The sequence below is a fragment of the Collimonas rhizosphaerae genome (assembly GCF_038896935.1).
In the GTDB taxonomy this organism is placed as follows: Bacteria; Pseudomonadota; Gammaproteobacteria; order Burkholderiales; family Burkholderiaceae_D; genus Collimonas; species Collimonas rhizosphaerae.
Map to the genome: position 1 here is coordinate 270880 of NZ_JBANDC010000003.1, position 23020 is coordinate 293899.

The following is a 23020-nucleotide window of genomic DNA, read 5'->3' on the forward strand; positions in this document are numbered from 1 at the left end:
AGGCAGCCGACCTTCCCCGTTGTCCGCCGCAACAATAGCGCAGCCGCCCTGCTGCCCAGGGCTTTACCGCAGCTCATCGCCGAGCTTGCAAAGGATAGTGTTTTTAATGAAATGCCGTAACAGACCAAGCTTGGCCTCCGACAGCAGATGAACCAGCTTCGCCGTCACCTGGGCCAACTCCTCGCCGCCACTCTGCTGACGTTTGCACTGCTGACTACTGCCGGCAGCGCACGCGCGGATATTTTCGGCTATATCGACGCCGATGGCATGGGGCATTTCTCGACTGAAAAACTGGACAGCCGTTACCAGCTGTTCATGCGCGGCGACGGCTTTTTCGATTCATCGCAGCTGGCGGCAGGCGGCGCCAAGCCGCTCAATCCCAAGCTGCGCGACAGCCCGCTGTTCCGCTACCTGTCGCAACATCCGAACCTGAAAAAATACGAACCGCTGGTGAACCAGGCAGCGCAGGAATTCGCGCTGGAGCCGGCGCTGCTGAAGGCGGTGATGGCAGCCGAGTCCGGCTTCAACCCGAGCGCGGTTTCGCCCAAAGGCGCGATCGGCCTGATGCAGATCATGCCCGCCACCGCCGAACGTTACGGCCTGACCGGCGACAGCAAGAAACCGGTCGAGAAAAAACTGACCGACCCGCGCACCAACATCCGCCTGGGCGCGCGCTACCTGCGCGACTTGCTGAAGCTCTACCCGGCACAGCAGGAGCTGGTGATTGCGTCCTACAATGCCGGTGAAGGCGCGGTGCAGAAATACAATAACAAGGTGCCGCCATATGCCGAAACGCGCAATTACGTGCAGCTGGTGCGGCAGTTCTACCAGCTGTACCAGCCTGCCTTCGCGCAATCCGCCGGCAGCAATGACGGCGGTCCCAAATCCGGCTTGAACCGTATCCGCCTGGTGATTCCAGGCCGCAGCAACATGCCGGCCGCCATGACGCCGGACGCTGCGCCAATTCCGCCGGCTGCGGCAATACCCGCAACGGCAACGCCTCTTATCGAATAATTTACCGACTCCTCATGACCGACCAAAACGATCTGTTTGCTACGCCAGATGCACCTACCCCGGACGCTGAATCCTTAACCCTCGCTACTTTCGCTGAACGCGCCTACCTCGACTACGCCATTTCGGTCGTCAAGGGCCGCGCCCTGCCCGACGTTTCCGACGGCCAGAAGCCGGTGCAGCGCCGCATCCTGTATGCGATGAGCGAGCTGGGCCTGAACGCCGCCGCCAAACCGCGCAAATCGGCGCTGGTGGTCGGCGACGTGCTGGGCAAGCTGCATCCGCACGGCGACCAGTCGGTGTACGACGCCCTGGTGCGCATGACCCAGGATTTCTCGCTGCGCTATCCGCTGGTCGACGGCCAGGGTAACTTCGGTTCGCGCGACGGCGACGGCGCCGCGGCAATGCGTTACACCGAAGCGCGCCTGACGCCGATCGCCCGCCTGCTGCTGGAAGAAATCGGCATGGGCACGGTCGATTTCCAGCCCAACTACGATGGCTCCACCGAAGAACCGAAACTGCTGCCGGCGCGCCTGCCGTTTGTCTTGCTGAACGGCGCCTCGGGCATTGCGGTCGGCCTGGCCACCGAAATCCCGTCGCACAACCTGCAGGAAGTGGCCAAGGCCGCGGTAGCCCTGATCCGCAATCCCGGCCTGAGCCATGCCGAGCTGATGCAGATCATTCCCGGCCCGGATTTCCCGGGCGGCGGCCAGATCATCACCTCGGCCAGCGCGATCTCGGAAATGTACGAAAGCGGCCGCGGCAGCCTGAAGGTGCGCGCCACCTGGAAAATCGAGGACCTGGCGCGCGGCCAATGGCAGGCGGTGGTCACTGAATTGCCGCCGGGCGCCTCTTCGCAAAAGATCCTGGAAGAAATCGAAGAACTGACCAATCCGAAAATCAAGCTCGGCAAGAAAACCCTGACGCCGGAACAGCTGGCGCTCAAGGCCTCGATCCTGTCGGTGCTCGATACGGTGCGCGACGAATCGGGACGCGATGCGCCGGTGCGCCTGGTGTTCGAACCGAAATCGAAAAACCTGGACCAGACCGAATTCACCAACATGCTGCTGGCCCATACGTCGCTGGAAAGCAGCGCCTCGATCAACCTGGTGATGATTGGCGGCGACGGCCGTCCGCGCCAGAAGGGCCTGGGCATGATCTTGCGCGAGTGGATCACTTTCCGCTTCGCCACCATTACCCGCCGTTCACAGTTCAAGCTGCAGAAAATCGAAGACCGCATCCACATCCTGGAAGGCCGCGAAGCGATCCTGCTGAATATCGACAAGGTGATCAAGATCATCCGCGAATCGGATGAACCGAAACCGGCGCTGATCGAGGCGTTCAAGCTGTCCGACCGCCAGGCCGAGGATATCCTTGAAATCCGCCTGCGCCAGCTGGCGCGCCTGGAAACCATCAAGATCCAGCAGGAACTGGCCGAGCTGCGCAATGAAAAAGCCACGCTGCAAGACCTGCTCGACAACCCGGCCTCGATGAAGCGCCTGGTGATCAAGGAAATCGAAGCCGACCAGAAGCAATTCGGCGACGCCCGCCGCACGCTGATCGAAGCGGCGGAAAAAGCGGTGGTGGAAACCCGCATCGTAGATGAGCCCGTAACCGTCATCATTTCGCAAAAAGGCTGGGTGCGCGCACGCACCGGCCACGGCCACGACGCCGGCCAGTTCGCCTTCAAGGCCGGCGACGCCCTGTACGGCGCATTCGAGTGCCGCACCGTCGACAACCTGCTGACCTTCGGCTCCAACGGCCGCATCTACTCGGTATCGGTCGCCACCTTGCCGAACGCGCGCGGCGACGGCGTGCCTATCACGACCCTGATCGACCTCGCTAACGGCAGCAGCGTCATGCATTATTTTGCCGGCCCGTCCGACATGGTGCTGCTGCTGGCCAGTTCCGGCGGCTACGGCTTCACCGCCAAGATCGGCGACATGCTGAGCCGGGTCAAGGCCGGCAAGTCCTATGTCACGCTGGATGAAGGCGACCTGCCGTTGCCGCCGCAGGCGCTGAGCGCCAATGTCGGCGCCATCGCCTGCCTGTCGGAAAAGGGCCGTTTGCTGGTGTTCGGCCTGGACGAGTGCAAGTCGCTCAGCAACGGCGGCCGCGGCGTGATCCTGATGGAACTGGAGAACAACGAGAAACTGCTGGCGGCGCAGCCGATCAGCCAGCGCGGCGTGCTGGTGTCCGGCATCGGCCGCGGCGGCAAGGCGCAGCAGGTGGCCTTGTCGGCGTCGGGACTGGCGCCGCATATCGGCAAGCGGGCGCGCAAGGGAAAGATGCTGGAATCGAAGCTGAAACCGGCGACGCTGACAGCGCAGCCCTGAAAGTGAAAAAGCCGGCTTCAAGCCGGCTTTTTCTTGTCCTGCGTGCCTGGCTCCGTTGGCAAGCCTACGGCGCTGGCGCACCCATCAGATCTTGGAAGCGATCAGCTTGCCCAGGCGCTCGATGCCTTCGCGTATCTTGGCCGGCGGCACGGTCACGAAGCTCAGGCGCAAGGTATGCTGTTCCGGCGTATTGCCGTAGAACGGTCCGCCCGGCACGAACGCCACGTGCTGCTCCACCGCTTCCGCCAGCAGCTTGACGCTGTCGATATGCTTGGGCAAGGTGACCCAGATGAACATGCCGCCTTCCGGCTTGGTCCAGCTGGTGCCGCTTGGGAAATAGGTCTTGAGCGCATCCAGCATGGCGTCGCACTGGTCCGAATACAGCTTGCGGATGGTCGGGATGTGCTGGTCGAGGAAACCGTCCTTGATGGTTTCGTACACTACCATCTGCGTCAGCTGCGCGGTGTGCAGGTCGGTCGCCTGCTTGGCCTGCTCCAGCTTTTCGATCAGCGGCCGCGGCGCGACCACGTAGCCCAGGCGTATCCCCGGGGTCAGGATCTTGGAGAAGGAACCCATGTAGATCACGCCGCCCGGATTCATGCTCAGCATCTTCGGCAGCGGTTCGGCGCGATAGCTGAGGGCGCCGTACGGATCGTCCTCGATCAGCGGCAAGCCGAGCCGCGCACAGATATCCACCAGCGCGTGGCGGCGCTCCACCGACAAGGTGCGGCCGGTAGGGTTCTGGAAATTCGGCAGTGCGTACAGCATGCGCGCGCCCTGCCCGAGGGTCGCCACGGTTTCCGGGATCAGGCCGCCTTCGTCGCTGGGCACCGAAACGAACTCTGGGCCGTACAGGGAAAACGCCTGCAAGGCGCCCAGGTAGCTAGGCGTTTCAACCAGCACCTTGCTGTCTTCATCGATCAGCACCTTGCCCAGCAAATCCAGCCCCTGCTGCGAACCGGAAGTCATCATGACCTGGTTCGCCATGATCTTGGCGCCGTTGGTCGATAGCGAATTGGCGACCCATTCGCGCAGCGGGCCATAACCGTCGGTCGGACCGTATTGCAAGGCAACCTTGCCTTGCTCCGACAATATCTTGTCAAACGCCACTTTCAGCTGCTCGACCGGGAAAGTCGCAGGCGAAGGCAGGCCGCCGGCAAAGGAAATGATTTCCGGGCGCATGGTGATCTTCAGGATTTCACGGATGGCCGAACTTTGCAGTTTCTGCGCGCGCTGCGAAAAACGCCATTGCAGCGGGGTTGGATTTTCGATTTTCATACTGTTCTCTTCAAGTGATCTATTTTAAGAGGCTGCCGTCAAGCGCCCAGCCAGGGCCGGACGCGGATTGCAGCAGCCTGCGGTTCTTATGATCTGCCGTCTCCTGGGCTGGCAGCGGATGACGCTGCCAGGATTACGCCGCGGACTACGCTATTTCAGCAATCATTTCAATTTCCACGCAAGCGCCCAACGGCAGCTGTGCTACGCCAAATGCGGAACGGGCATGCTTGCCCTGCTCGCCGAATACTTCGCCGATCAGTTCGGAAGCGCCGTTGGTGACCAGGTGCTGTTCCGTGAAATCAGGCGTCGAATTGACCAGGCTCATCAGCTTGACGACGCGCTTGACGCGCTTCAGGTCGCCGCCGCAAGCTGCCTGCAAGGTCGCGATCAGGTCAACGGCGATGCCGCGCGCGGCCAGCTTGGCTTCGTCGGTCGTGATGTCCTTGCCCAGTTGGCCGACCCAGATCTTGCCGTCTTTCTTGGACAAGTGACCGGACAGGTAAACCGTGTTGCCGCTTTGGGCGTACATCACATAGGCGGCGGCAGGCGCGGCTACCGCAGGCAACGTGATATTCAGGGCTTGCAACTTTTCATATACAGACATCTGACACTCCGAAAAAAAATCATTTGCCGGCGCTTTTGACGCCAGCAGCAATGACGGGATAAATGGGATACAGCCGGCTGGCGCCCCGCCAAATTCCGGCCAATATCGGATTATCTCACCCCAGCGCCCAAATTGCGAAATGTCGCCTGGTATTTCGGCAGCTGCGTTTGCCGCCTACGCGGCCTGCCGCCGCACCGCCATCTTGCGGCCGAACGCCACGACCGCCAGCACGGCCAGCGCAAACAGCATGTTGCGGGCTTCCAGGGCCTCGCCCAGCAACAGCGCAGCCCCCAGCAAGGTCAGGAACGGCTGCAATAGTTGCACCTGGCCAACCCGTGCTATGCCGCCCAGCGCCAGGCCCTTGTACCAAAAGAAGAAGCCGATGAACATCGAGAACACCGACACGTAGGCGAATCCCAGCCATGCCTTGGGCGAAGCGCTGACGCCGTAGCGCCATCCGAGCCAGACGGTGATCGGCAGCAGCACCGGCAAGGACAGCAGCAGCGCCCAGGCGATCACCTGCTGCCCACCCATGGTTTGCGACAGGCGCCCTCCTTCGGCGTAGCCCATGGCAGCGGCCAGCACCGCCGCCAGCAGGGCCAGGTCGGCAGCCTGCAAACCGCCGCCGCCCTGGCTCAGTGCAAAAACGATAACAATGGCGCTGCCAGCCACGGCGGCAATCCAGAATCCGGCCGAAGGCCGTTCGCCAAAGCGCAAGGCGCCAAACAAAGCTGTCGCCAGCGGCAGGATGCCAAGCACGATGGCGCCGTGCGCAGCCGGCACATAACGCATCGCCACCGATGAAAACACAGGAAAACCGACCACCACGCCCAGCGCCGTCAGCGCCAAGGGTTTCCATTGCGCGCCGGTCGGCAGCGCGGCTTTCAGCTTCCACAGCAGCAGCATGCTGCATAGCGCCGCGACCACCGCGCGTCCGAACGCCACGAACACCGGGTTCAGTTCCGCCACCGCCATGCGGGTAAACGGCAGGGTCAGGCTGAACAGCGCCACGCCGGCCAGCCCCAGCCACATGCCTTTGGATTCGTCCGTCATGGCGCCAGCCTTTCGCGTTGCGGTCACAGCCAGATGGAAACCGCTGAGTAAATCGTCAGCAGCACCATCACCGTACAGAACACGCGCTGCCACAAGGGTTGCGCCAGGTAACGCCGCAATACCGAACCGGCGCCGGCCCAGACGCCGACGCACGGCAGGTTGATGACGCAGAACACCAGGCAATAGATGCCGATCGACAGCCAGATCGGCTGCAGCGGCGGTAAAAATGCCGACGCGCTGGTGATGCCCATGATCCAGGCTTTCGGGTTGGCTGCCTGGAATGCCGCCGCGCCGAGGAAGGTCATCGGCTTCCGGTGGCCGCCGGATTCCGACTTGAACGACATGTTGCGCAGCTTCCAGGCCAGGTACAGCAAATAGGCCGAACCCAGGGTTTTCAGGATGACATGGATCGATGGCAGCGCCAGCACCAGGCCGCCGATGCCGGCAGCGCACAGCACCAGCAGCAAACCGAAGCCGAAGGTCACGCCGAGTATGTGCGGAATGGTGCGGTTGAAGCCGAACATGATGCCGGACGAGGTCAGCATGATGTTGTTCGGCCCCGGCGTGATCGACGACACGAAGGCAAATACGGCCAGCGGCAGCAAGGTCTCCAGCATCATGACACGCTCGTCGCAGGATGGAAGCCGGGCCCGCGCAGGCGCGCCAGCAAGATGCGCAACAAGCCGGCCGTGCCGCGCTGCGGCTGGCCGCTCAAGGTAATCCGGCTGTTGCCGGGATCGGCCTCGACCACCACCACCCGCCCCGGCAGCAAGGCCAGCGAACGGCCTGCGTGCAGCCAGTGATCTTCCGGCTGCCCTTCAAACGTCACCCAGACACGGCCGCTGACCACCTTCAGGGTCAATGGCTGTTCAGTGACGCCGGACAGCACGCTGCCGCCCGACAAGGTATGAGACTGCTGGTTGAATAGTGTTTGCATGGCGAATTCGCTTCCGGATTTGCAGCGTTGAGGATTTAGGTCTATGCTAAGCCAACAAACCAATACAGTACCAATACAGTTAAACAAGTAATTTCTGACATTGTCCCGGCCAAATCACCAATACAGCAACCAGCACAGTGACCAACACAGTCCCTCCCCGCAAGCTGAGCAACGGCCAGCTGCCGCCTGCCCCGCAGCCGCTGTCGCGCGATAGCGATACCTCGCTGGTCGAGCAGATCGTGCGCAGCATCGAAACCCGCATCAGCGACCGCTTGCTGCGCAGCGGCGCCCGCATGCCGTCGATCCGCCAGTTCGCAGACAGCCACAGCGTGTCGCGTTTCACTGTGGTGGAAGCCTATGACCGGCTGGTGGCCAAGGGTTGCCTGGAATCGCGGCGCGGTTCCGGCTTCTATGTGCGCGAACGCTCGCCGCTGCTGGCCGAACGCGGCAGCAATGCCGTCAGCAGTATAGGAAACCATCAGCAGCCGCAACTGATCGACGTAGTCTGGCTGGTGCGCAATATGCACCAGCAGGCGCCGCACAAGAAAATGCCGGGCTCCGGCATGTTTCCCAGCGAATGGCTGGACGCCGACCTGATCGCCAACGCCCTGCGCAGCATCAGCCGGCAGAATCCGGCGCAGCTGCTGTCCTACGGCACTCCACAGGGCTTCCTGCCACTGCGCCAGCAATTGCAGCTGAAGATGGCGGAACTGGAAATTGCCGCCACGCCGGAACAATTCGTCACCACCACCGGCGTCACCCAGGCGCTGGACTTGGTGGCGCGCCACTTTACCCAGCCCGGCGACGTGATTCTGGTGGACGATCCCTCCTGGTTCCTGATGTTCGCCTCGTTCGCCGCGCTGGGCGCCAAGGTGGTCGGCGTGCCGCGCCTGGCCGACGGCCCCGACATGGCCAAGCTGGCGGAACTGGTGGCGCTGCACAAGCCGAAGCTGTATGTGCTGGTATCGGTGCTGCACAACCCGACCTCGACCTCGCTCTCGGCAGCCAAGGCATTCCAGATCCTCAAGCTGGCCGAGGAGCACGATTTCATGATTGTCGAAGACGACATCTACTGCGACATGCATCCCGGCTCGGCGATCCAGCCGGCGACCCGCATTGCCGCACTCGACCAGCTCAACCGCGTGATCTACATGGGCGGCTTCTCGAAGACGCTGTCGCCAAACCTGCGCTCCGGCTTCATCGCCACTTCGCTCGAACTGGCGCAGCATTTTGCCGACCGCAAGATGCTGACCAACCTCACCAGCGCCGAAGTCGGCGAACGCGTGGTCTACAAGATCCTGTCCGAAGGCCACTACCGCAAACATCTCGACCGCCTGCGCAGCAAGCTCGACAGCGTGCGCGACCGCACTATCCGACAGATGGAAAGAATCGGCATGACGGTCGATATCAGTACCCCGGCCGGCATCTTTGTCTGGGCCGACACCGGCCACGACACCAACGTGATGGCGGAAAAAGCCCTGGCCGAAGGTTTTTTGCTGGCCCCCGGCGCCCTGTTTTCGCCCAGCCAGCTACCTTCTTCGCGCATGCGGATCAACGTGGCGGCGATGTCGGACCCGGCCATCTGGCGCTTCCTGGAGCAGGAATGCGGCAAGTGAATGTGGGAAATGCATGTGACAGACAAGCAAGTTAAGCAGCTGCCACCCGGTCCACTCTTGTAAAATCCGGATTACTCCCCATTTTTCGAGCAATGTACAAGGCAAAAGCGAAGCCCCGCAGGCCGCTTTGCCGACCTTATCGTTTTTACATTACTTTTTCTACGCTTATTTAATTTACACACAGAGGAAACAATGGCCGTATCCGAAAAGCAAACCCTTGGTTTTCAGGCAGAAGTAAAGCAGCTGCTGCAATTGATGATCCACTCGCTGTACTCGAACAAGGAAATTTTCCTGCGCGAGCTGGTTTCCAATGCGTCCGATGCCGCCGACAAGCTGCGCTTTGAAGCGATCAACAACGGCGCCCTGTTCGAGAACGATCCCGAACTGAAGATCAAGGTCGCTTTCGACAAGGCCGCGCGCACCATCACCATCTCGGACAACGGCATCGGCATGAGCCGCGACGAAGCCATCTCGCACCTGGGCACCATCGCCAAATCCGGCACCAAGGAATTCTTCTCGAAACTGTCGGGCGACCAGCAAAAAGATGCGGCCCTGATCGGCCAGTTCGGCGTCGGCTTCTATTCCGCCTTCATCATCGCCGACAAGATCACGGTCGACACCCGCCGCGCCGGCGCCAGCGCCACCGAAGGCGTGCGCTGGGAATCGGCGGGCGCCGGCGATTTCAGCATCGAAGCCATCGACAAGCCGTCGCGCGGCACCGACATCACCCTGCACCTGCGCGAAGGCGAAGACGAATACCTGTCGGCCTGGAAACTGAAATCCATCATCCGCAAGTACTCCGACCATATCTCGCTGCCGATCGTGATGCAGAAAGAGGAATGGGACGAAGAAAAGAAGGAAACCGTGGTCAAGGACGAATTCGAGACCGTCAACCAGGCCAGCGCACTGTGGGCCCGCAACAAATCCGACATCACGGAAGAACAGTATGTCGAGTTCTACAAGCATGTCTCGCACGATTTCGAAGCGCCGCTGACCTACACCCACAACCGGGTCGAAGGCCGCAGCGAATACACCCAGCTGCTGTACGTGCCAAGCCGCGCCCCGTTCGACCTGTGGGACCGCAACAAGCGCGGCGGCATCAAGCTGTACGTCAAGCGCGTCTTCATCATGGACGACGCCGAGCAGCTGATGCCGGTCTACCTGCGCTTCGTCAAGGGCGTGATCGATTCCAGCGACCTGCCGCTCAACGTCTCGCGTGAAATCCTGCAGGAATCGCGCGATGTGCGCGTGATCCGCGAAGGTTCCACCAAACGCGTGCTGGGCTTGCTGGAAGAACTGGCGAACAGCGACGACCAGGCGCAAAAAGACAAGTACGCCAGCTTCTGGAAAGAGTTCGGCCAGGTCCTGAAAGAAGGCATAGGCGAAGACGCCGGCAACAAGGAAAGAATCGCCAAGCTGCTGCGCTTTGCTTCCACCAGCAACGCAGATGGCAACGGCAGCGAGGCGCAGACTGTCTCCTTCGCCGACTATATCGGCCGCATGAAAGAAGGCCAGGACAAGATCTACTATGCGACAGGTGAAACTTTCGCCGCCGCCAAGAATAGCCCGCACCTGGAAATCTTCCGCAAGAAAGGCGTTGAAGTCCTGCTGCTGACCGACCGCGTCGACGAATGGATGTTGTCCTTCCTGCAGGATTTCGAAGGCAAGGAACTGGCGTCGGTAGCCAAGGGCGGCCTCGATCTCGGCACCCTGGAAGATGAGGCCGAGAAAAAGCAGCACGAAGAAACCGAAACCCAATTCAAGGACCTGGTTGAAAAGATGAAGGGCGCGCTGGCCGACAAGGCCAAGGATGTGCGCGTCACTTTCCGGCTGACCGATTCGCCGGCCTGCCTGGTGGCTGACGAGAACGAACTGTCGGGCAACCTGCTGCGCATGCTGAAGGCCGCCGGCCAGGAAGCGCCGGACTCCAAGCCGATCCTGGAAATCAACCCGGACCACCCGCTGGTGCAGCGCCTGAAATATGAAGAAGCCAAGTTCGGCGACTGGTCGCACATCCTGTTCGACCAGGCTTTGCTGGCCGAAGGCGGCGCCCTGGCCGATCCGGCCGGTTTCGTCAAACGCCTCAACGAAATGCTGTTGGGCATGGCTGGCAAGTAAAGCTAAACGGGCCGCCATACAAGACGGCCTCGGTAACTGCAAAGGGCCGGAAGACAGTCATGTCTTCCGGCCCTTTCTTATCCTGGCTGTATTGCAAACAAAAACTGCAACTCGCGCTCGGGTGTACCCAATCGCTTGTACAGCGGGCCACATGGGACCTCCGCCAGTTTGAGCGACAATTCAATCAATCTCCTGTGCCCGGGTGATCGCGATAAACTTCCGCAAGGAAGGAAAACGCGTTCATGACGCCGACATGGCTTGGTGCGTAGCGAGCTGCCTTTTACCATGCAGATCCAGCCTGCCGGTCCTACGAAAACGGATTTACAAGGCTCACGCCAGTGCCGACGAAGTCGCTGGTGTTACGTGTAACGACTGTCATGTCATGGATCAAGGCGATCGCGGCAATTTGTTTGTCGATCGGATGTTGATTGCCGGCCGACATCAGCGCCCCCCACACTTGGGCGCAGTCGCCGTCAAAAGACAGGATGCGATCCGCATAGACTGTCGCCAGCGTCTGCAGCCATATCTCCAGCATCTTGGCCTGTGCTGAATCGCCGCGACGCTTGACGATTTCAACGCCGCGGCGTATCTCGCCTATGCTTTGCACCGGCAGATAAATCGCATCGGGATCGACCGAGCGCCAGAATTTCTGCATGCCAGGATTGGCCTTTTTCCCTTTGCGGGATTCGCTGATCACATTGGTATCCAGCAGATACACGCTTTACTCCTGAATTTATTCTTGCATTTTGCGCGCATCGAAGTCGTTGTCTTCCCCGACATTCGGCATGCTCGACAAGAAGTCCGCCAAGGAACGCCGTTGAGGCCGCTGCAGCGCTGCGCGCAGGATTTCCCTATGTTCCGCTTCGGCGCTGCGGCCATGTGAGGCAGCTTGCCGCTTGAGTGCCAGGGTGAGTTCTTCTTCCACGTTTCTAACCACCAGGTTTGTAGCCATTGCCGGACCTCATAATCGATTGCAACGCTATCATTCTAGCTAATTCTGCTATCAATGCAAGCATCCGATACGGCTAATGATTGATTTTTTACAAAGAATATCTTTTTCAGGCACCGTCTGCGTGAACAACAGGGGAAATTAATTGAATTCTTATAAAAAAGGGCTGGAAGACAAATTGTCCCCAGCCCTTTCGCCGACTTGCGCAGTCTTGCTTGTCGGTCATGTCCGTCGGAAAACCACCGCGATCGTCATTCAGGCAACCTGCTTTTCCGGCCTCGCAGGCTTGCGTCCGGCCAAGTGCTTCAACATGTCGTCAACCATCTCGCTCAGGCTGTATGCAGGACGCCACGCCCAATCTTCACGCGCACTGGAATCGTCGATCGAGCGCGGCCATGCATCGGCGATCGCCTGGCGGAAATCCGGCTTATAGGCGACGCTGAACGACGGATAGCGCTGCCTGATGATGTCCACCAGTTCGCGCGGCGAAAAACTCCACGCCGCCAGGTTGTAGGAACCGGCCACCTTCAGCTGCTCCTTCGGCGCGCTCATCAGTTCGATGGTAGCGCGCACGGCGTCCGGCATGTACATCATCGGCAGCGTGCTGTCGATATCCAGGAAACTGGTGTAGTTCTGGCCCGCGGCAGCTGCAAACAGGGCCTGGATCGCGTAGTCGGTGGTGCCGCCGCCCGGTTCGGCGGAATAGCTGATCAAGCCCGGATAACGCAGGCTGCGGATATCCATGCCGTATTTTTCCGCATACCAGCTGCACCAGTGCTCGCCCGCCAGCTTGGAGATGCCGTAGACGGTCTTGGGATCCATGGCGCCGACCTGCGGCGCATTGTCGCGCGGCGTCGAAGGGCCGAAAGCGGCGATCGAACTGGGCCAGAACACTTTCGACAGCTTGGCCTGGCGCGCCACTTCCAGCACGTTCAGCAGGCCGGTCATGTTCAGGTTCCAGGCCCACTCGGGATGCTCCTCGCCTTTGGCCGACAAGGCGGCCGCCAGGTGGTAGATTTCACCGATGCCGTGCTGCTGCACCACTTCGGCCAGGCGCTGGGCGTCGGTCACGTCCAGTTTTTCGTAGGCCAGTTCCTGGTGCCGGCCCAGGGCTTGTATATCGCTCGCGACCACCTGTTTTGCGCCATGCAGCTTGACCAGCGCCGTCGTCAGTTCGGTGCCGATCTGGCCGTTGGCGCCGATTACCAATATTTTTTTCATCGTTCGTCTCTTCAGTTTTTTACCAAGCCCAGCTCTTCGCCGGCTTGCCGGAAAATGCCCACGGCGCGCTGCAATGTCGCTTCGTCATGGACTGCCGACATCTGCACCCGGATCCGCGCCTGTCCCTGCGGCACCACCGGATAGAAGAAACCGACGGCGTAGACGCCCAGCTCGTACAGGCGGCGCGACAGGTTCTGCGCCACCACCGCGTCGTACACCATCAGCGGCACGATCGGATGGGTCCCCGGCTTGATCTCGAAACCGGCGTCGGTGATGGCTTTGCGGAAATAGACGGTGTTGCGTTCAAGCCGGTCGCGCAGTTCGGTGGAGGCCTCCAGCAGGTTGAGCGCCTCGATCGAAGCGCCGACGATCGCCGGCATCAGCGTGTTCGAAAACAGGTAAGGCCTGGAACGTTGCCGCAGCAGGTCGATCACCTCGCGCCGCCCGGCGGTGAAACCGCCGCTGGCGCCGCCGAGGGCTTTGCCGAGGGTGCCGGTAATCACGTCGACCTTGCCGAAGATGCCGCGCGCTTCATGCGTGCCGCGTCCGCGCGCGCCCATGAAGCCGGTAGCGTGGCAATCGTCGACGCCGAGCAAGGCGCCGTATTGGTCGCACAGCCGGCGGATCACATCGAGCTGCGCCACGGTGCCATCCATGGAAAATACGCCGTCGGTAAACACCATGGAGAAACGGGCGTTGTCGGCCTTGGCCTGCTTCAGGCAACGCTCCAGGTCTTCCATGTCGTTGTGGGCGTAGCGGTAGCGCTTCGCCTTGCACAGACGGACACCGTCGATGATCGAGGCGTGGTTGAGGGCATCGCTGATGATGGCGTCCTGCTCGCCCAGCAAGGGCTCGAACAGGCCGCCGTTGGCGTCGAACGCGGCGGCGTACAGGATACAATCCTCGGTGCCCAGAAACACCGCCAGGCGCTGCTCCAGTTCGCGATGGATATCTTGCGTGCCGCAGATGAAACGCACCGAACTGAGGCCGAAACCATGGCTGTCCAGGGTGGCGTGCGCAGCCTTGATCAAGGCCGGATGGGACGACAATCCGAGGTAATTGTTGGCGCACAGATTGATCAATTCACCGCTTGCGGTATTGATCTTGCCGCCTTGCGGGCCGAGGATCAGGCGCTCGCGTTTCAACAGGCCGGCGGCTTCGATCCCGGCCAGCTCGTCGCGCATGTGGCCATAGAAGCCAGTCGCGCCGGCTTGGGTGCTGATGTCTTGTGTCATTGTCTGCCTCGATCTTATATAATATATTGCTTCAATTCGATATATCGAACAAGAATTCCACGATAATGCACAAAAACGAGGTTGTCAACCAGATGAGCAGCAATCCGGGGAAAAATTTGGAGGATGCACCGCCCAAGGTCGGCGATACATTGGTCAAGCTGCGCCAGGCCGACGGGCTTTCGCTGGATGCCTTGTCGAAGCGCGCCGGCGTCTCCAAGTCCATGCTATCGCAAATCGAGCGCAACCAGGCTAATCCCACGGTGGCCGTGGTGTGGCGGCTGGCCAACGCCCTCGGCGTGCCGATCTCGCTGCTGGTCGACGGCAACCAGCCTGTACCTGCTTCGATCGAAACCTTGCCCAGCCACGCCACGCCATCGCTGCGCTCGCGCGACGGCCATTGCGTGCTGCGCATCCTGGGGCCGATCGAACTTGCCGGCCAGTTTGAATGGTATGAACTGTCGGTGGAGCCCGGCGGCTGCCTCGACTCGGAGGCGCACGAACCGGCTTCGCGCGAACACCTGACGGTCTTGTCCGGCATGCTGGAAGTCCAGAGCGGCAGCAACATCACCAAGATCAAGGTGGGGGAAACGGCGCGCTATGCGGCAGACCGCCCCCACTACATCAAGAATGTCGGCAAGAATGCCGCTACCGCCCTGCTGGTGGTGATTCATAACGGCCAGTAACAACGCCGGGCATCAATAAAAAAGGCTGGAAGACAATCATGTCTTCCAGCCTTTTTGACTTTGCCGCCGCTTGCTCCGGCGCTTAGTGGGTTACCCGGGTAACGCCGCCCGACGACAGCAGACGCACGCGGTCGCCGACATTGAAACGCTCGTCGGCATCCTGGGTGATGGCGCGCAATTCGCCGTTGCTCAGGCGTACGGTGATTTCCAGGCCTGGGCGCTGGTTCAGGTTGTTTTCGACCTGGTTGCCGGCAATCCCGCCGAGCACCGCGCCGACCACGCCGGCTGCAATCGAGCCGTTGCCTTTGCCGATCAGCGAACCGGCGCCTACCGCGCCAAGCGCGCCGCCAGCCAAGGTGCCGGCGCCGCCGCCGGTGTTCTTGTCGATAGTGACCGGACGCACCGAATCAACCACCGCCATGCGCACCGATTGCTCACCCTGGGCCTGGCGGCTGGTATATACGTTTGCCGAATTCGGCGTCACGGCGCAACCGCTCAAGGCCACCATGGCTGCGACTACGATCAGGTTCTTCATTCTTGATAACTCCATCATAAATTGCTCTTACACAAAAATTGCCGCATAACCCGCGAAGCGCACCGACAGAAGGGTTGCCCGGGCACGGCGCCGTTGCTTGCAGCATTGGACAGTGAATCAATGGATCAGGTTTTGGCCAACTCTGCTCATTTTATCAATTTTTTACAGGCAACTGGCATTTTGCAAGAAACGCATCGCTTTTCACCCGCGCGCCGGCATCAGCGGCCGCCGGCGACATCGATGAATGTGCCGGTTGAATACGATGCCTCGTCGGACACCAGCCACATGATCGCGCGCGCCACTTCCTCGGCGCTGCCGCCGCGCCGCATCGGCACCGTATCCTTGACCCGGTCGACCCGCCCCGGTTCGCCGCCGCTGGCATGGATATCGGTATAGATGACGCCGGGCCGGACCGCATTGACGCGGATGCCCTGGTCGGCGACTTCCTTCGCCAGGCCGACCGTCATGGCGTCGATCGCCCCCTTGGAGGCGGCGTAATCGACATATTCACCCGGACCGCCGAGCTTGGCCGCCATCGACGACAGGTTGACGATGGCACCGCCCTCGCCGCCGACGCGGGTCGACATGCGCCGCACGGCTTCGCGGGCGCACAGGAAACTGCCGACGATGTTGGTGGCGAACACACGCTGCAGACGGGCTACGTCCATCTCTTCTACCCGCATCTGCCGCTCCAGGATACCGGCGTTGTTGACCAGGGCGGTCAGCCTGCCGAGTTGCGCATCCACGGTCTGGAACAGGTTCAGCACATCGGCCTCCACCGCGACATCCCCGGCGACCGCCAAGGCTTCGCCGCCGGCCTGGCGGATAGCGTCGACCACCTGTTCGGCGGCGCTGCGGTTATGTACATAATTGACACATACGGCGTAGCCGCGGGCGGCCGCCAGGCGCGCGGTGGCGGCGCCGATGCCGCGGCTGCCGCCGGTAATCACGATCACTTGTTTCGACATGCTGCCCTCATTCGTATTTGCGGGCATCCTCGATGACTTTACCGTCATTCGGCAAGCTGCCCGGTGCGACAAGCAAAACCTCGCCGCGCAGTTTGGTCACATCGCGCAGGCTGTCCGCAACCTGCTCGGCGACGGACGCCGGCGCGCCTTGCGTTTCGCAATGCAGCGTCATCACATCGCTCGCCATGGCGCCGCTGACCACCAGCCGCGCTTTCAGGACCTGCGGATGACGCTTCAGCACTTCAGCCAGCTGCGACGGGTGGACGAACATGCCGCGCACCTTGGTTACCTGGTCGGCGCGCCCCATCCAGCCCTTGATGCGGGTATTGGTGCGGCCGCATGGCGAGACGCCCTCCAGCACCGCAGACAAGTCTCCGGTGGCGAAACGTATCAGAGGATAGTCTGGATTGAAGGACGTCAGCACTACCTCGCCCACCTCGCCGGCGGCAACCGGGTCGCCGCTGCCGGGCCGCACGATTTCCAGGATCAAATCCTCATCCAGAATCATACCCGGATTGAGGCGGCCGTCGCTGAGCGACTCGTAGGCGATATTACCGACGTCGGCCGATGCATACAATTGCAGCACATGCGGCACGCCGTTGTCGTGGAACCACTGGCGCAGCGACGGCGGCAAGGCTTCGGCGCTGAGCAGCGCCCGTTGCACGGTGCCGATGTCGGCGCCCATCTCGCGCGCCTTTTCGATGATGATCTTGAGGAAGGACGGCGTACCGACGTAGGCATCCGGCCGCAGGGCCGACATCGCTTGCACCTGCAGTTCGGTCTGGCCTATGCCGGCCGGGATCACCGCGCAGCCCAGCTTGCTGGCCGCTCCTTCGACCATGAAGGCGGCTGGCGTGAAATGGTAGGCGAAACAATTCTGTATCAGGTCGCCGGCGCGCAGCCCGAGGGCGCGCATCGGCCGCGCAAAACGCCACCAGTCCTGGCCGTATCCCTCGGGATCGAAGATCGGCCCGGGCGACACGTACAGGCGGCGCAGCTGGCGGTGCGGCGTGGTGTTCAGGGCGCCGAGCGGCGGTTGCCGCGCCTGCAGTCCATGCAGGTCCGATTTGCGCGTGAGCGGCAATTGCGCCAGCGCGGCGCGGTCGCGGATCTCGCCGGCGGCAACGCCGTGCAGGATGCGCGCCCAGCCCTGCGCGCCTTGCGCCCGCGCGATCAATTGCGGCAAGCCGCTCATCAGGTCCGCCTCGCGCTGCAGCGGATGGCGTTGTTCAAGGAAGTCGAGAGTGTCAGACATGGGCGGGCCTGTATGCGTGGACGGAGGAGCAGCGTAGAGGTAATGTCAAGCCAGCCAGCGTTTGCGGCGCCGGTAGAATTTCATGTCGCGGAAATTCTTGCGTCCCGCGCCGGAGACGCCCAGGTAGAACTCCTTCACGTCTTCGTTGCTGGCCAGTTCGCTGGCAGCGCCTTCCATCACTACCCGGCCGTTTTCCAGGATGTAGCCGAAATCGGCGTAGCGCAGCGCCACCATGGTGTTTTGCTCAGCCAGCAGGAAAGACACGTTTTCGCGCCGGTTCAAATCCTTGACGATCTCGAAAATCTCTTCGACCACTTGCGGCGCCAGCCCCATCGACGGCTCGTCCAGCAGGATCATCGACGGCTTGGCCATCATCGCCCGGCCGATCGCCGTCATCTGCTGCTCGCCGCCGGAGGTGTAGCCGGACTGCGATTTGCGCCTTTCTTTCAGGCGTGGGAAATAATCGTAGATCTTTTCCAGGTCGCGCTTGACCTGGACATTGCTGGCCTGGCGCGTATAGGCGCCGGTCAGGAGATTTTCTTCCACCGTCAGGTGGCCGAAACAATGGCGTCCTTCCATCACCTGGATCACGCCGCGCCTGACCAGGTCGTTCGGCGTCAGGCGGTCGACCCGCTCGCCCCGGTATTCGATGCTGCCCTTGGTGACATCGCCGCGCTCCGCCGACAGCAGGTTGGAGATCGCTTTCAGCGTCGTGCTTTTGCCGGCGCCGTTGGCGCCCAGCAAAGCGACGATCTTCCCTTCCGGCACCGCCAGCGACACCCCTTTCAGCACCAGGATGACATGGTCGTAGATCACTTCGATATTATTGATGTTGAGTGCAGTACCCATGCTTTCCTCGGCTATGCGGTAAAAAAGCGCCGGCAACCCGGACGGGCGCCGACGCCGGGACTACTTCATGCAGGCAGGCGTGATGCCTTTTTCCTTGGCATACTTGGCGGCGGAAGCCTTGAACAGCGGATGGATCAGGTTCTTGTTGCCTTCGATCCAGTCCGACACCAGCACCCACTTGCCGCCATCCCATTGCTGGATCTTGATCTTGCCCGATCCCTCATGGTTATCGCAGGACGTCTTGATTTCAGGCAGCAGGCCGGACGCGCCCAGCTGCTGCAGCCGCGCGTTGGTGATGTTGAGGTTCTCCAGCCCCCAGCGCACGTCCTCGCCGCTCATCACCTTGCCCTTGCCGTACTTGGCCTGCGCGGTGCGTATCGCTTCCACCGTCGCCAGTGCCGCCGATACGCCGCGGTTGTACAGGATCGAACCGATCTTGGCCTTGTCCTGCATGTTGCCCTTGCCGGCGCCGTACACCACCTTTTCGATATCGGCGATCAGCGGCACGCCCTTGCCGGACACATTCCAGGTCGCGCTCAGGTAGCCCTTGGCGGCGTCGCCGGCCGGCACCGTGTCTTCCTCAGATCCGGCCCACCAGGAACCGATGATCTTGTCGCGGGCGAACCCGACTTTCTGCGCCGCCTTCAAGGCAGTCTGGTTCATCACGCCCCAGCCCCAGAAGATCACGTAGTCGGGATTCTCCTGGCGGATCTTCAGCCATTGCGCGCCCTGTTCGTTGCCGGGATGGGCCACCGGAATCTGCACCAGCTTGAACTTGCCCAGCGTCGCCTCGGCTTCCAGCGCCACGACCGGCTCCTTGCCGTAGGCCGAGTCGTGGTACAGGAACACGATCTTCTTGCCGGCCAGCGAACCATTGTTCTTGCTCGCCAGGTATTTGACGATTGCCGACACCTGCATCTGGTAGGTCGTCACCAGCGGGAAGGCGTACGGGAACACCGAGCCGTCGACCGCATCGGTACGGCCGTAGCCGACCATCAGCAGCGGCACCTTGTCTTCCGCCGTCTTGTCGATCAGCGCATAGGCGATGCCGGTCGCCATGGCGTTGATGGCGGTGCCCTTGGTGACCGGGTTCTTGCCCTTGAGCCGTTCGTAGCACTCGACGCCCTTGGCGTTGTTGTACTCGGTTTCGCACTCTTCCCAGGACAGCTTGACGCCGTTGATGCCGCCCTCTTTCAGGTTGACGTAGCTCAGGTAGTCGATATAGCCGCCGTAATACGACTGGCCGTTGGTGCCGTAAGGACCGACCCGATAGCTGGGAATCGCAATGAACTGGTCGCTCGCCTGCGCCATCGCCGGCAAGGCCGGCGCCAGCAGGCTGGCTGTGGCCGCGACGGCGAGCATGATCCGTTTAAGGTTTTTCATTATCTTGTCTCCTTTTGTCGTGCTAGTTATCGGGACTGCAAAAAAACTGCCGCATCGGTCAATGCGGGAACGGCCACAAGCGCAGCTTTTCCTTGGTGATCTGCCACAGGCGCGCCAGCCCGTGCGGTTCTACAATCAGGAAGAAAATGATCAGGGCGCCGAACAGCATCATCTGGATATGCGACACCGTGGCGTTGGTGAACGGCAGGTGCAGCCAGGCCGCCAGCGGCGGCAAGACGTTATCCAGGAAAATCGGCAGCAGCAGGATGAAGGCGGAACCGAGGAAAGCGCCGAGGATGCTGCCGACGCCGCCGACGATGATCATGAACAGGATGCGGAACGACAAATCCAGCGAAAAGCCGTCCGGCTCCACCGAACCGAGGTAACAGAAAGCGTACAGGGCGCCGGCCACGCCGCAGAAAAACGAGCTGACGGCAAACGCCAGCAGCTTGGTCTGCATCAGGCGGATGCCGATCACTTCCGCCGCCACGTCCATGTCGCGCACCGCCATCCATGCGCGGCCGGTGGAGGAACGCACCAGGTTTTTCGCCAGCAGCGCCATCACGCAGACAATCGCCAGCACGAACAGGTATTTCCTGACCGGGCTGTTGATGGCGATGCCGAACAGGTCGATCTTTTGCGCACTGATCACGCCGGAAGAACTGTCGTTGGAAAACCAGGGGAACTTGGTCAGCACCCAGATCACGAAAAATTGCGCAGCCAGCGTCGCCACCGCCAGGTAAAACCCTTTGATCCGCAGCGAAGGCAGGCCGAACAGGACGCCGACCGCCGCCGCGCAGCAGCCGGCCAGGATGAAGGACAGCAGGATAGGAATGCCCTCTATCCTCAGCTGGAAGTTGTAGGCGGCATAGGCGCCCACCGCCATGAACGCGGCCGAGCCGAGCGATAGCTGGCCGGCATAGCCGGTGAGTATGTTCAGGCCCAGCGCCGCCAGCGCAAACACCAGGAACGGGATCAGGATCGCCGAAAACCAGTATTCGCTGCCGACCAGGGGAATGCCGACAAAGGCGACCGCCAGCAGCACGGCCATGCCGATGCGGTCCTGGCGGATCGGGAATATCTGGCTATCCGCGATGTACGAGGTTTTAAACTGTCCGGCCTCACGATAAAACATGGCATTTCTCCGTTCGAATCATCTTGCAGGTTGGCAGGCCGTCACACACGATCGATATGCCGCTCGCCGAACAGCCCCTCCGGCCGCACCAGCAGGAACAGCAATGCAAACACATAGGGGAACCATCCTTCTATACCGCCGAAATTGCCGCCGAACAGGTCTTGCATGACCGGCGGGATATAGATCTCGGCCAGCTTTTCGGAGACGCCGATGATCAGGCCGCCGGCAATCGCTCCCGGGATCGAGGTAAAGCCGCCGAGTATCAATACCGGCAAGGCCTTCAAGGCAGTCATCGTCAACGCGAACTGGACGCCGTTGCGCGAACCCCACAGCAAACCGGCAACCAGCGCAACGAAACCGGCCACGCCCCAGACAATCACCCAGATATGGCGCAGCGGGATGCCCAGCGACAGCGCCGCCTGGTGATCGTCAGCCACTGCCCTCAGCGCCCGGCCGACCTTGGTTTTCTGGAAAAACAGCGCCAGCAATAGCACCAGCCCGATCACCATGCCGGAAGCAAACAGGTCGAATTTGGAGATGCCGATGCCGAAACTGTCCATGACCGAAGCGATAGGCTCGTCGACGATGCCAAGGTTGATCGCCCGCACTTCGCTGCCGAACAGCATCGGCCCCAGTCCTTCCAGGAAAAAGGCCAGGCCGATGGTGGCCATGAACAAGGTGATCGGCGGCTGGTTGACCAGCTTGCGCAGCACCAGGCGCTCGGTCGCTACCGCCACGCCCACCATTACCGCAAAGGCGCCGATGATCGCCGCCCACATCGGCCAACCCTTGTCCATCAGGCCCACCACTGCCAGCGCCGCGAAATAGACCATGGCGCCCTGGGCGAAATTGAACACGCCCGACGCCTTGTAGATCAGCACGAAGCCCAGCGCCACCAGCGAATACATCAGGCCCGAGAGCAAGCCGCTCAGCGTCACTTCAAAGAAAAATTGCATTGGTCGTCTCCGTTCAGTGCGAGCTGCCGAGGTAGGCTTTGATGACTTCGGGATTGTTCATGACTTCCTCCGGCGTGCCGTCGCCGATTTTCTTGCCGTAATCAAGCACCACCACGCGGTCCGAGATATCCATCACCACGCCCATGTCGTGCTCGATCAGCACGATGGTGCTGCCGAACTGGTAGTTGACATCCAGGATGAAGCGGCACATGTCCTGCTTTTCTTCCACGTTCATGCCGGCCATCGGCTCGTCCAGCAGCAGCATGCTGGGTTCTGCCGCCAGGGCGCGCGCCAGCTCGACGCGTTTTTGCAAGCCGTAAGGCAGGCGCCCGACCGGTGTCTTGCGGATATGCTGGATCTCCAGAAAATCGATCACCTCCTCGACCTTGCGCCGGTGCTGCATTTCCTCGTTGCGCGCCCGCCCCCACCAGACGGCGTTCGCCAGCAGGCCGGAGTGCATCTTGGTATTGCGGCCGGTCATGATGTTGTCGAGCACCGTCATGCCCTTGAACAGGGCGATGTTCTGGAAGGTGCGCGCAATCCCCTGCCGCGCCACTTTGCTGGGATGCATGCTGTGCCGCGGCACGCCGTGGAATACGATGCTGCCTTTTTGCGGATGGTAGACACCGTTGATGACATTGATCATCGAACTTTTTCCAGCGCCGTTGGGGCCGATGATGGCGCGGATTTCATGCTCTTTCACATTGAAGGAAATATCGGTAAGCGCCTTGACGCCGCCGAAGGACAACGAAATGTTCTGCAGGTCCAGCACCACTTCGCCGATGTTGCGCTCCCGCCCCATGACCTGCTGTTCCGGCTTGTGCAGGGCCGGAGCCGGCGGCGCCGGTTCTGCCGGGAGGATTTCTGCCGTGGCATGTCTTTTCATGATCGCGCTCAT

The 23020-nt window shown here is 61.4% G+C and carries 22 protein-coding genes; 5 read left to right on the top strand and 17 right to left on the bottom strand.

The annotated features are described in order from the left end of the window. The first annotated feature begins 147 nt into the window (after positions 1 to 147). Complete coding sequence (locus V8G57_RS05695; protein ID WP_092394235.1) at positions 148 to 1014, top strand: lytic transglycosylase domain-containing protein; 867 nt, start codon at positions 148 to 150, stop codon at positions 1012 to 1014. A 14-nt stretch (positions 1015 to 1028) separates the two neighbouring features. Beyond that, positions 1029 to 3347: a DNA topoisomerase IV subunit A gene (gene parC / locus V8G57_RS05700; protein WP_342828528.1), complete on the top strand. Its 2319-nt coding sequence runs from the start codon at positions 1029 to 1031 to the stop codon at positions 3345 to 3347. Between the two features lie 84 nt (positions 3348 to 3431). On the opposite strand, the gene V8G57_RS05705 is transcribed toward parC, so the two are convergent. The 5 genes from V8G57_RS05705 to V8G57_RS05725 form a co-directional block, all read right to left on the bottom strand. Beyond that, the gene (locus V8G57_RS05705; protein WP_342828529.1) at positions 3432 to 4625 is read right to left on the bottom strand and encodes an aminotransferase-like domain-containing protein; all 1194 of its coding nucleotides are present in this window, start codon (positions 4623 to 4625) and stop codon (positions 3432 to 3434) included. A gap of 145 nt (positions 4626 to 4770) precedes the next feature. Continuing rightward, positions 4771 to 5229: a RidA family protein gene (locus V8G57_RS05710; RefSeq protein ID WP_092394353.1), complete on the bottom strand. Its 459-nt coding sequence runs from the start codon at positions 5227 to 5229 to the stop codon at positions 4771 to 4773. 174 nt (positions 5230 to 5403) lie between these two features. Beyond that, entirely contained in the window at positions 5404 to 6282 is an 879-nt protein-coding gene (locus tag V8G57_RS05715) for a DMT family transporter (protein ID WP_342828530.1), read from the bottom strand. A gap of 23 nt (positions 6283 to 6305) precedes the next feature. Beyond that, positions 6306 to 6899, bottom strand: a complete 594-nt coding sequence (locus tag V8G57_RS05720; RefSeq protein WP_092394356.1) for a LysE family translocator — start codon at positions 6897 to 6899, stop codon at positions 6306 to 6308. Then, a complete protein-coding gene (locus V8G57_RS05725) occupies positions 6899 to 7219 on the bottom strand; it encodes a DUF2917 domain-containing protein (protein WP_342828531.1) in 321 nt (106 codons plus the stop codon). The genes V8G57_RS05720 and V8G57_RS05725 overlap by 1 nt, the downstream gene beginning before the upstream one ends. A gap of 137 nt (positions 7220 to 7356) precedes the next feature. Here V8G57_RS05725 and V8G57_RS05730 point away from each other — a divergent pair, with 137 nt between their 5' ends. Together V8G57_RS05730 and htpG are read left to right on the top strand one after the other, a co-directional pair. Beyond that, a complete protein-coding gene (locus tag V8G57_RS05730) occupies positions 7357 to 8835 on the top strand; it encodes an aminotransferase-like domain-containing protein (protein WP_425458232.1) in 1479 nt (492 codons plus the stop codon). Positions 8836 to 9027: 192 nt separating this feature from the next. After that, positions 9028 to 10953, top strand: a complete 1926-nt coding sequence (gene htpG / locus V8G57_RS05735) for a molecular chaperone HtpG (RefSeq protein ID WP_342828532.1) — start codon at positions 9028 to 9030, stop codon at positions 10951 to 10953. Between the two features lie 307 nt (positions 10954 to 11260). On the opposite strand, the gene V8G57_RS05740 is transcribed toward htpG, so the two are convergent. The 4 genes from V8G57_RS05740 to kbl all read right to left on the bottom strand — a co-directional run bounded on the left by V8G57_RS05740 (position 11261) and on the right by kbl (position 14358). After that, the gene (locus tag V8G57_RS05740) at positions 11261 to 11671 is read right to left on the bottom strand and encodes a type II toxin-antitoxin system VapC family toxin (RefSeq protein WP_342828533.1); all 411 of its coding nucleotides are present in this window, start codon (positions 11669 to 11671) and stop codon (positions 11261 to 11263) included. 15 nt (positions 11672 to 11686) lie between these two features. Then, positions 11687 to 11905 (bottom strand): FitA-like ribbon-helix-helix domain-containing protein, encoded by a 219-nt coding sequence (locus V8G57_RS05745; RefSeq protein ID WP_144736926.1) that lies wholly within the window; start codon positions 11903 to 11905, stop codon positions 11687 to 11689. A 252-nt stretch (positions 11906 to 12157) separates the two neighbouring features. Then, complete coding sequence (locus tag V8G57_RS05750; RefSeq protein WP_342828534.1) at positions 12158 to 13123, bottom strand: NAD-dependent epimerase/dehydratase family protein; 966 nt, start codon at positions 13121 to 13123, stop codon at positions 12158 to 12160. Positions 13124 to 13134: 11 nt separating this feature from the next. Further along, on the bottom strand, positions 13135 to 14358 hold the full coding sequence (gene kbl / locus V8G57_RS05755; RefSeq protein WP_342828536.1) for a glycine C-acetyltransferase: 1224 nt from the start codon (positions 14356 to 14358) through the stop codon (positions 13135 to 13137). Between the two features lie 65 nt (positions 14359 to 14423). On the opposite strand from kbl, the gene V8G57_RS05760 reads away from it, so the two are divergent. Beyond that, positions 14424 to 15041, top strand: a complete 618-nt coding sequence (locus V8G57_RS05760; RefSeq protein WP_342828537.1) for a helix-turn-helix domain-containing protein — start codon at positions 14424 to 14426, stop codon at positions 15039 to 15041. An 82-nt stretch (positions 15042 to 15123) separates the two neighbouring features. Here the strand turns inward: V8G57_RS05760 and V8G57_RS05765 are convergent, their stop codons facing one another. The 8 genes from V8G57_RS05765 to V8G57_RS05800 all read right to left on the bottom strand — a co-directional run bounded on the left by V8G57_RS05765 (position 15124) and on the right by V8G57_RS05800 (position 23020). After that, positions 15124 to 15576, bottom strand: a complete 453-nt coding sequence (locus V8G57_RS05765) for an outer membrane lipoprotein (RefSeq protein WP_092394271.1) — start codon at positions 15574 to 15576, stop codon at positions 15124 to 15126. A 218-nt stretch (positions 15577 to 15794) separates the two neighbouring features. Beyond that, entirely contained in the window at positions 15795 to 16544 is a 750-nt protein-coding gene (locus V8G57_RS05770) for an SDR family oxidoreductase (RefSeq protein ID WP_342828538.1), read from the bottom strand. Between the two features lie 7 nt (positions 16545 to 16551). Further along, positions 16552 to 17799, bottom strand: a complete 1248-nt coding sequence (locus V8G57_RS05775) for a phenylacetate--CoA ligase family protein (protein ID WP_342828539.1) — start codon at positions 17797 to 17799, stop codon at positions 16552 to 16554. A gap of 45 nt (positions 17800 to 17844) precedes the next feature. Beyond that, complete coding sequence (locus tag V8G57_RS05780; protein ID WP_092394280.1) at positions 17845 to 18648, bottom strand: ABC transporter ATP-binding protein; 804 nt, start codon at positions 18646 to 18648, stop codon at positions 17845 to 17847. Positions 18649 to 18708: 60 nt separating this feature from the next. Beyond that, positions 18709 to 20031, bottom strand: a complete 1323-nt coding sequence (locus V8G57_RS05785; protein WP_342828541.1) for an ABC transporter substrate-binding protein — start codon at positions 20029 to 20031, stop codon at positions 18709 to 18711. 58 nt (positions 20032 to 20089) lie between these two features. After that, positions 20090 to 21166: a branched-chain amino acid ABC transporter permease gene (locus tag V8G57_RS05790; RefSeq protein WP_342828542.1), complete on the bottom strand. Its 1077-nt coding sequence runs from the start codon at positions 21164 to 21166 to the stop codon at positions 20090 to 20092. Between the two features lie 41 nt (positions 21167 to 21207). Continuing rightward, positions 21208 to 22122, bottom strand: coding sequence for a branched-chain amino acid ABC transporter permease (locus V8G57_RS05795; protein WP_342828543.1), 915 nt, complete (start codon positions 22120 to 22122; stop codon positions 21208 to 21210). Positions 22123 to 22135: 13 nt separating this feature from the next. Further along, complete coding sequence (locus tag V8G57_RS05800) at positions 22136 to 23020, bottom strand: ABC transporter ATP-binding protein (RefSeq protein ID WP_342828544.1); 885 nt, start codon at positions 23018 to 23020, stop codon at positions 22136 to 22138.

Excerpts from the sequence above, each read along its gene's own strand:
- V8G57_RS05695 (WP_092394235.1), top strand. The coding sequence starts at position 148 with ATGAACCAGCTTCGCCGTCACCTGGGCCAACTCCTCGCCGCCACTCTG.
- parC (WP_342828528.1), top strand. The coding sequence starts at position 1,029 with ATGACCGACCAAAACGATCTGTTTGCTACGCCAGATGCACCTACCCCG.
- V8G57_RS05705 (WP_342828529.1), bottom strand. The coding sequence starts at position 4,625 with ATGAAAATCGAAAATCCAACCCCGCTGCAATGGCGTTTTTCGCAGCGC.
- V8G57_RS05710 (WP_092394353.1), bottom strand. The coding sequence starts at position 5,229 with ATGTCTGTATATGAAAAGTTGCAAGCCCTGAATATCACGTTGCCTGCG.
- V8G57_RS05715 (WP_342828530.1), bottom strand. The coding sequence starts at position 6,282 with ATGACGGACGAATCCAAAGGCATGTGGCTGGGGCTGGCCGGCGTGGCG.
- V8G57_RS05720 (WP_092394356.1), bottom strand. The coding sequence starts at position 6,899 with ATGCTGGAGACCTTGCTGCCGCTGGCCGTATTTGCCTTCGTGTCGTCG.
- V8G57_RS05725 (WP_342828531.1), bottom strand. The coding sequence starts at position 7,219 with ATGCAAACACTATTCAACCAGCAGTCTCATACCTTGTCGGGCGGCAGC.
- htpG (WP_342828532.1), top strand. The coding sequence starts at position 9,028 with ATGGCCGTATCCGAAAAGCAAACCCTTGGTTTTCAGGCAGAAGTAAAG.
- V8G57_RS05745 (WP_144736926.1), bottom strand. The coding sequence starts at position 11,905 with ATGGCTACAAACCTGGTGGTTAGAAACGTGGAAGAAGAACTCACCCTG.
- V8G57_RS05750 (WP_342828534.1), bottom strand. The coding sequence starts at position 13,123 with ATGAAAAAAATATTGGTAATCGGCGCCAACGGCCAGATCGGCACCGAA.
- kbl (WP_342828536.1), bottom strand. The coding sequence starts at position 14,358 with ATGACACAAGACATCAGCACCCAAGCCGGCGCGACTGGCTTCTATGGC.
- V8G57_RS05760 (WP_342828537.1), top strand. The coding sequence starts at position 14,424 with ATGCACAAAAACGAGGTTGTCAACCAGATGAGCAGCAATCCGGGGAAA.
- V8G57_RS05765 (WP_092394271.1), bottom strand. The coding sequence starts at position 15,576 with ATGAAGAACCTGATCGTAGTCGCAGCCATGGTGGCCTTGAGCGGTTGC.
- V8G57_RS05770 (WP_342828538.1), bottom strand. The coding sequence starts at position 16,544 with ATGTCGAAACAAGTGATCGTGATTACCGGCGGCAGCCGCGGCATCGGC.
- V8G57_RS05775 (WP_342828539.1), bottom strand. The coding sequence starts at position 17,799 with ATGTCTGACACTCTCGACTTCCTTGAACAACGCCATCCGCTGCAGCGC.
- V8G57_RS05780 (WP_092394280.1), bottom strand. The coding sequence starts at position 18,648 with ATGGGTACTGCACTCAACATCAATAATATCGAAGTGATCTACGACCAT.
- V8G57_RS05785 (WP_342828541.1), bottom strand. The coding sequence starts at position 20,031 with ATGAAAAACCTTAAACGGATCATGCTCGCCGTCGCGGCCACAGCCAGC.
- V8G57_RS05790 (WP_342828542.1), bottom strand. The coding sequence starts at position 21,166 with ATGTTTTATCGTGAGGCCGGACAGTTTAAAACCTCGTACATCGCGGAT.
- V8G57_RS05795 (WP_342828543.1), bottom strand. The coding sequence starts at position 22,122 with ATGCAATTTTTCTTTGAAGTGACGCTGAGCGGCTTGCTCTCGGGCCTG.
- V8G57_RS05800 (WP_342828544.1), bottom strand. The coding sequence starts at position 23,020 with ATGAGCGCGATCATGAAAAGACATGCCACGGCAGAAATCCTCCCGGCA.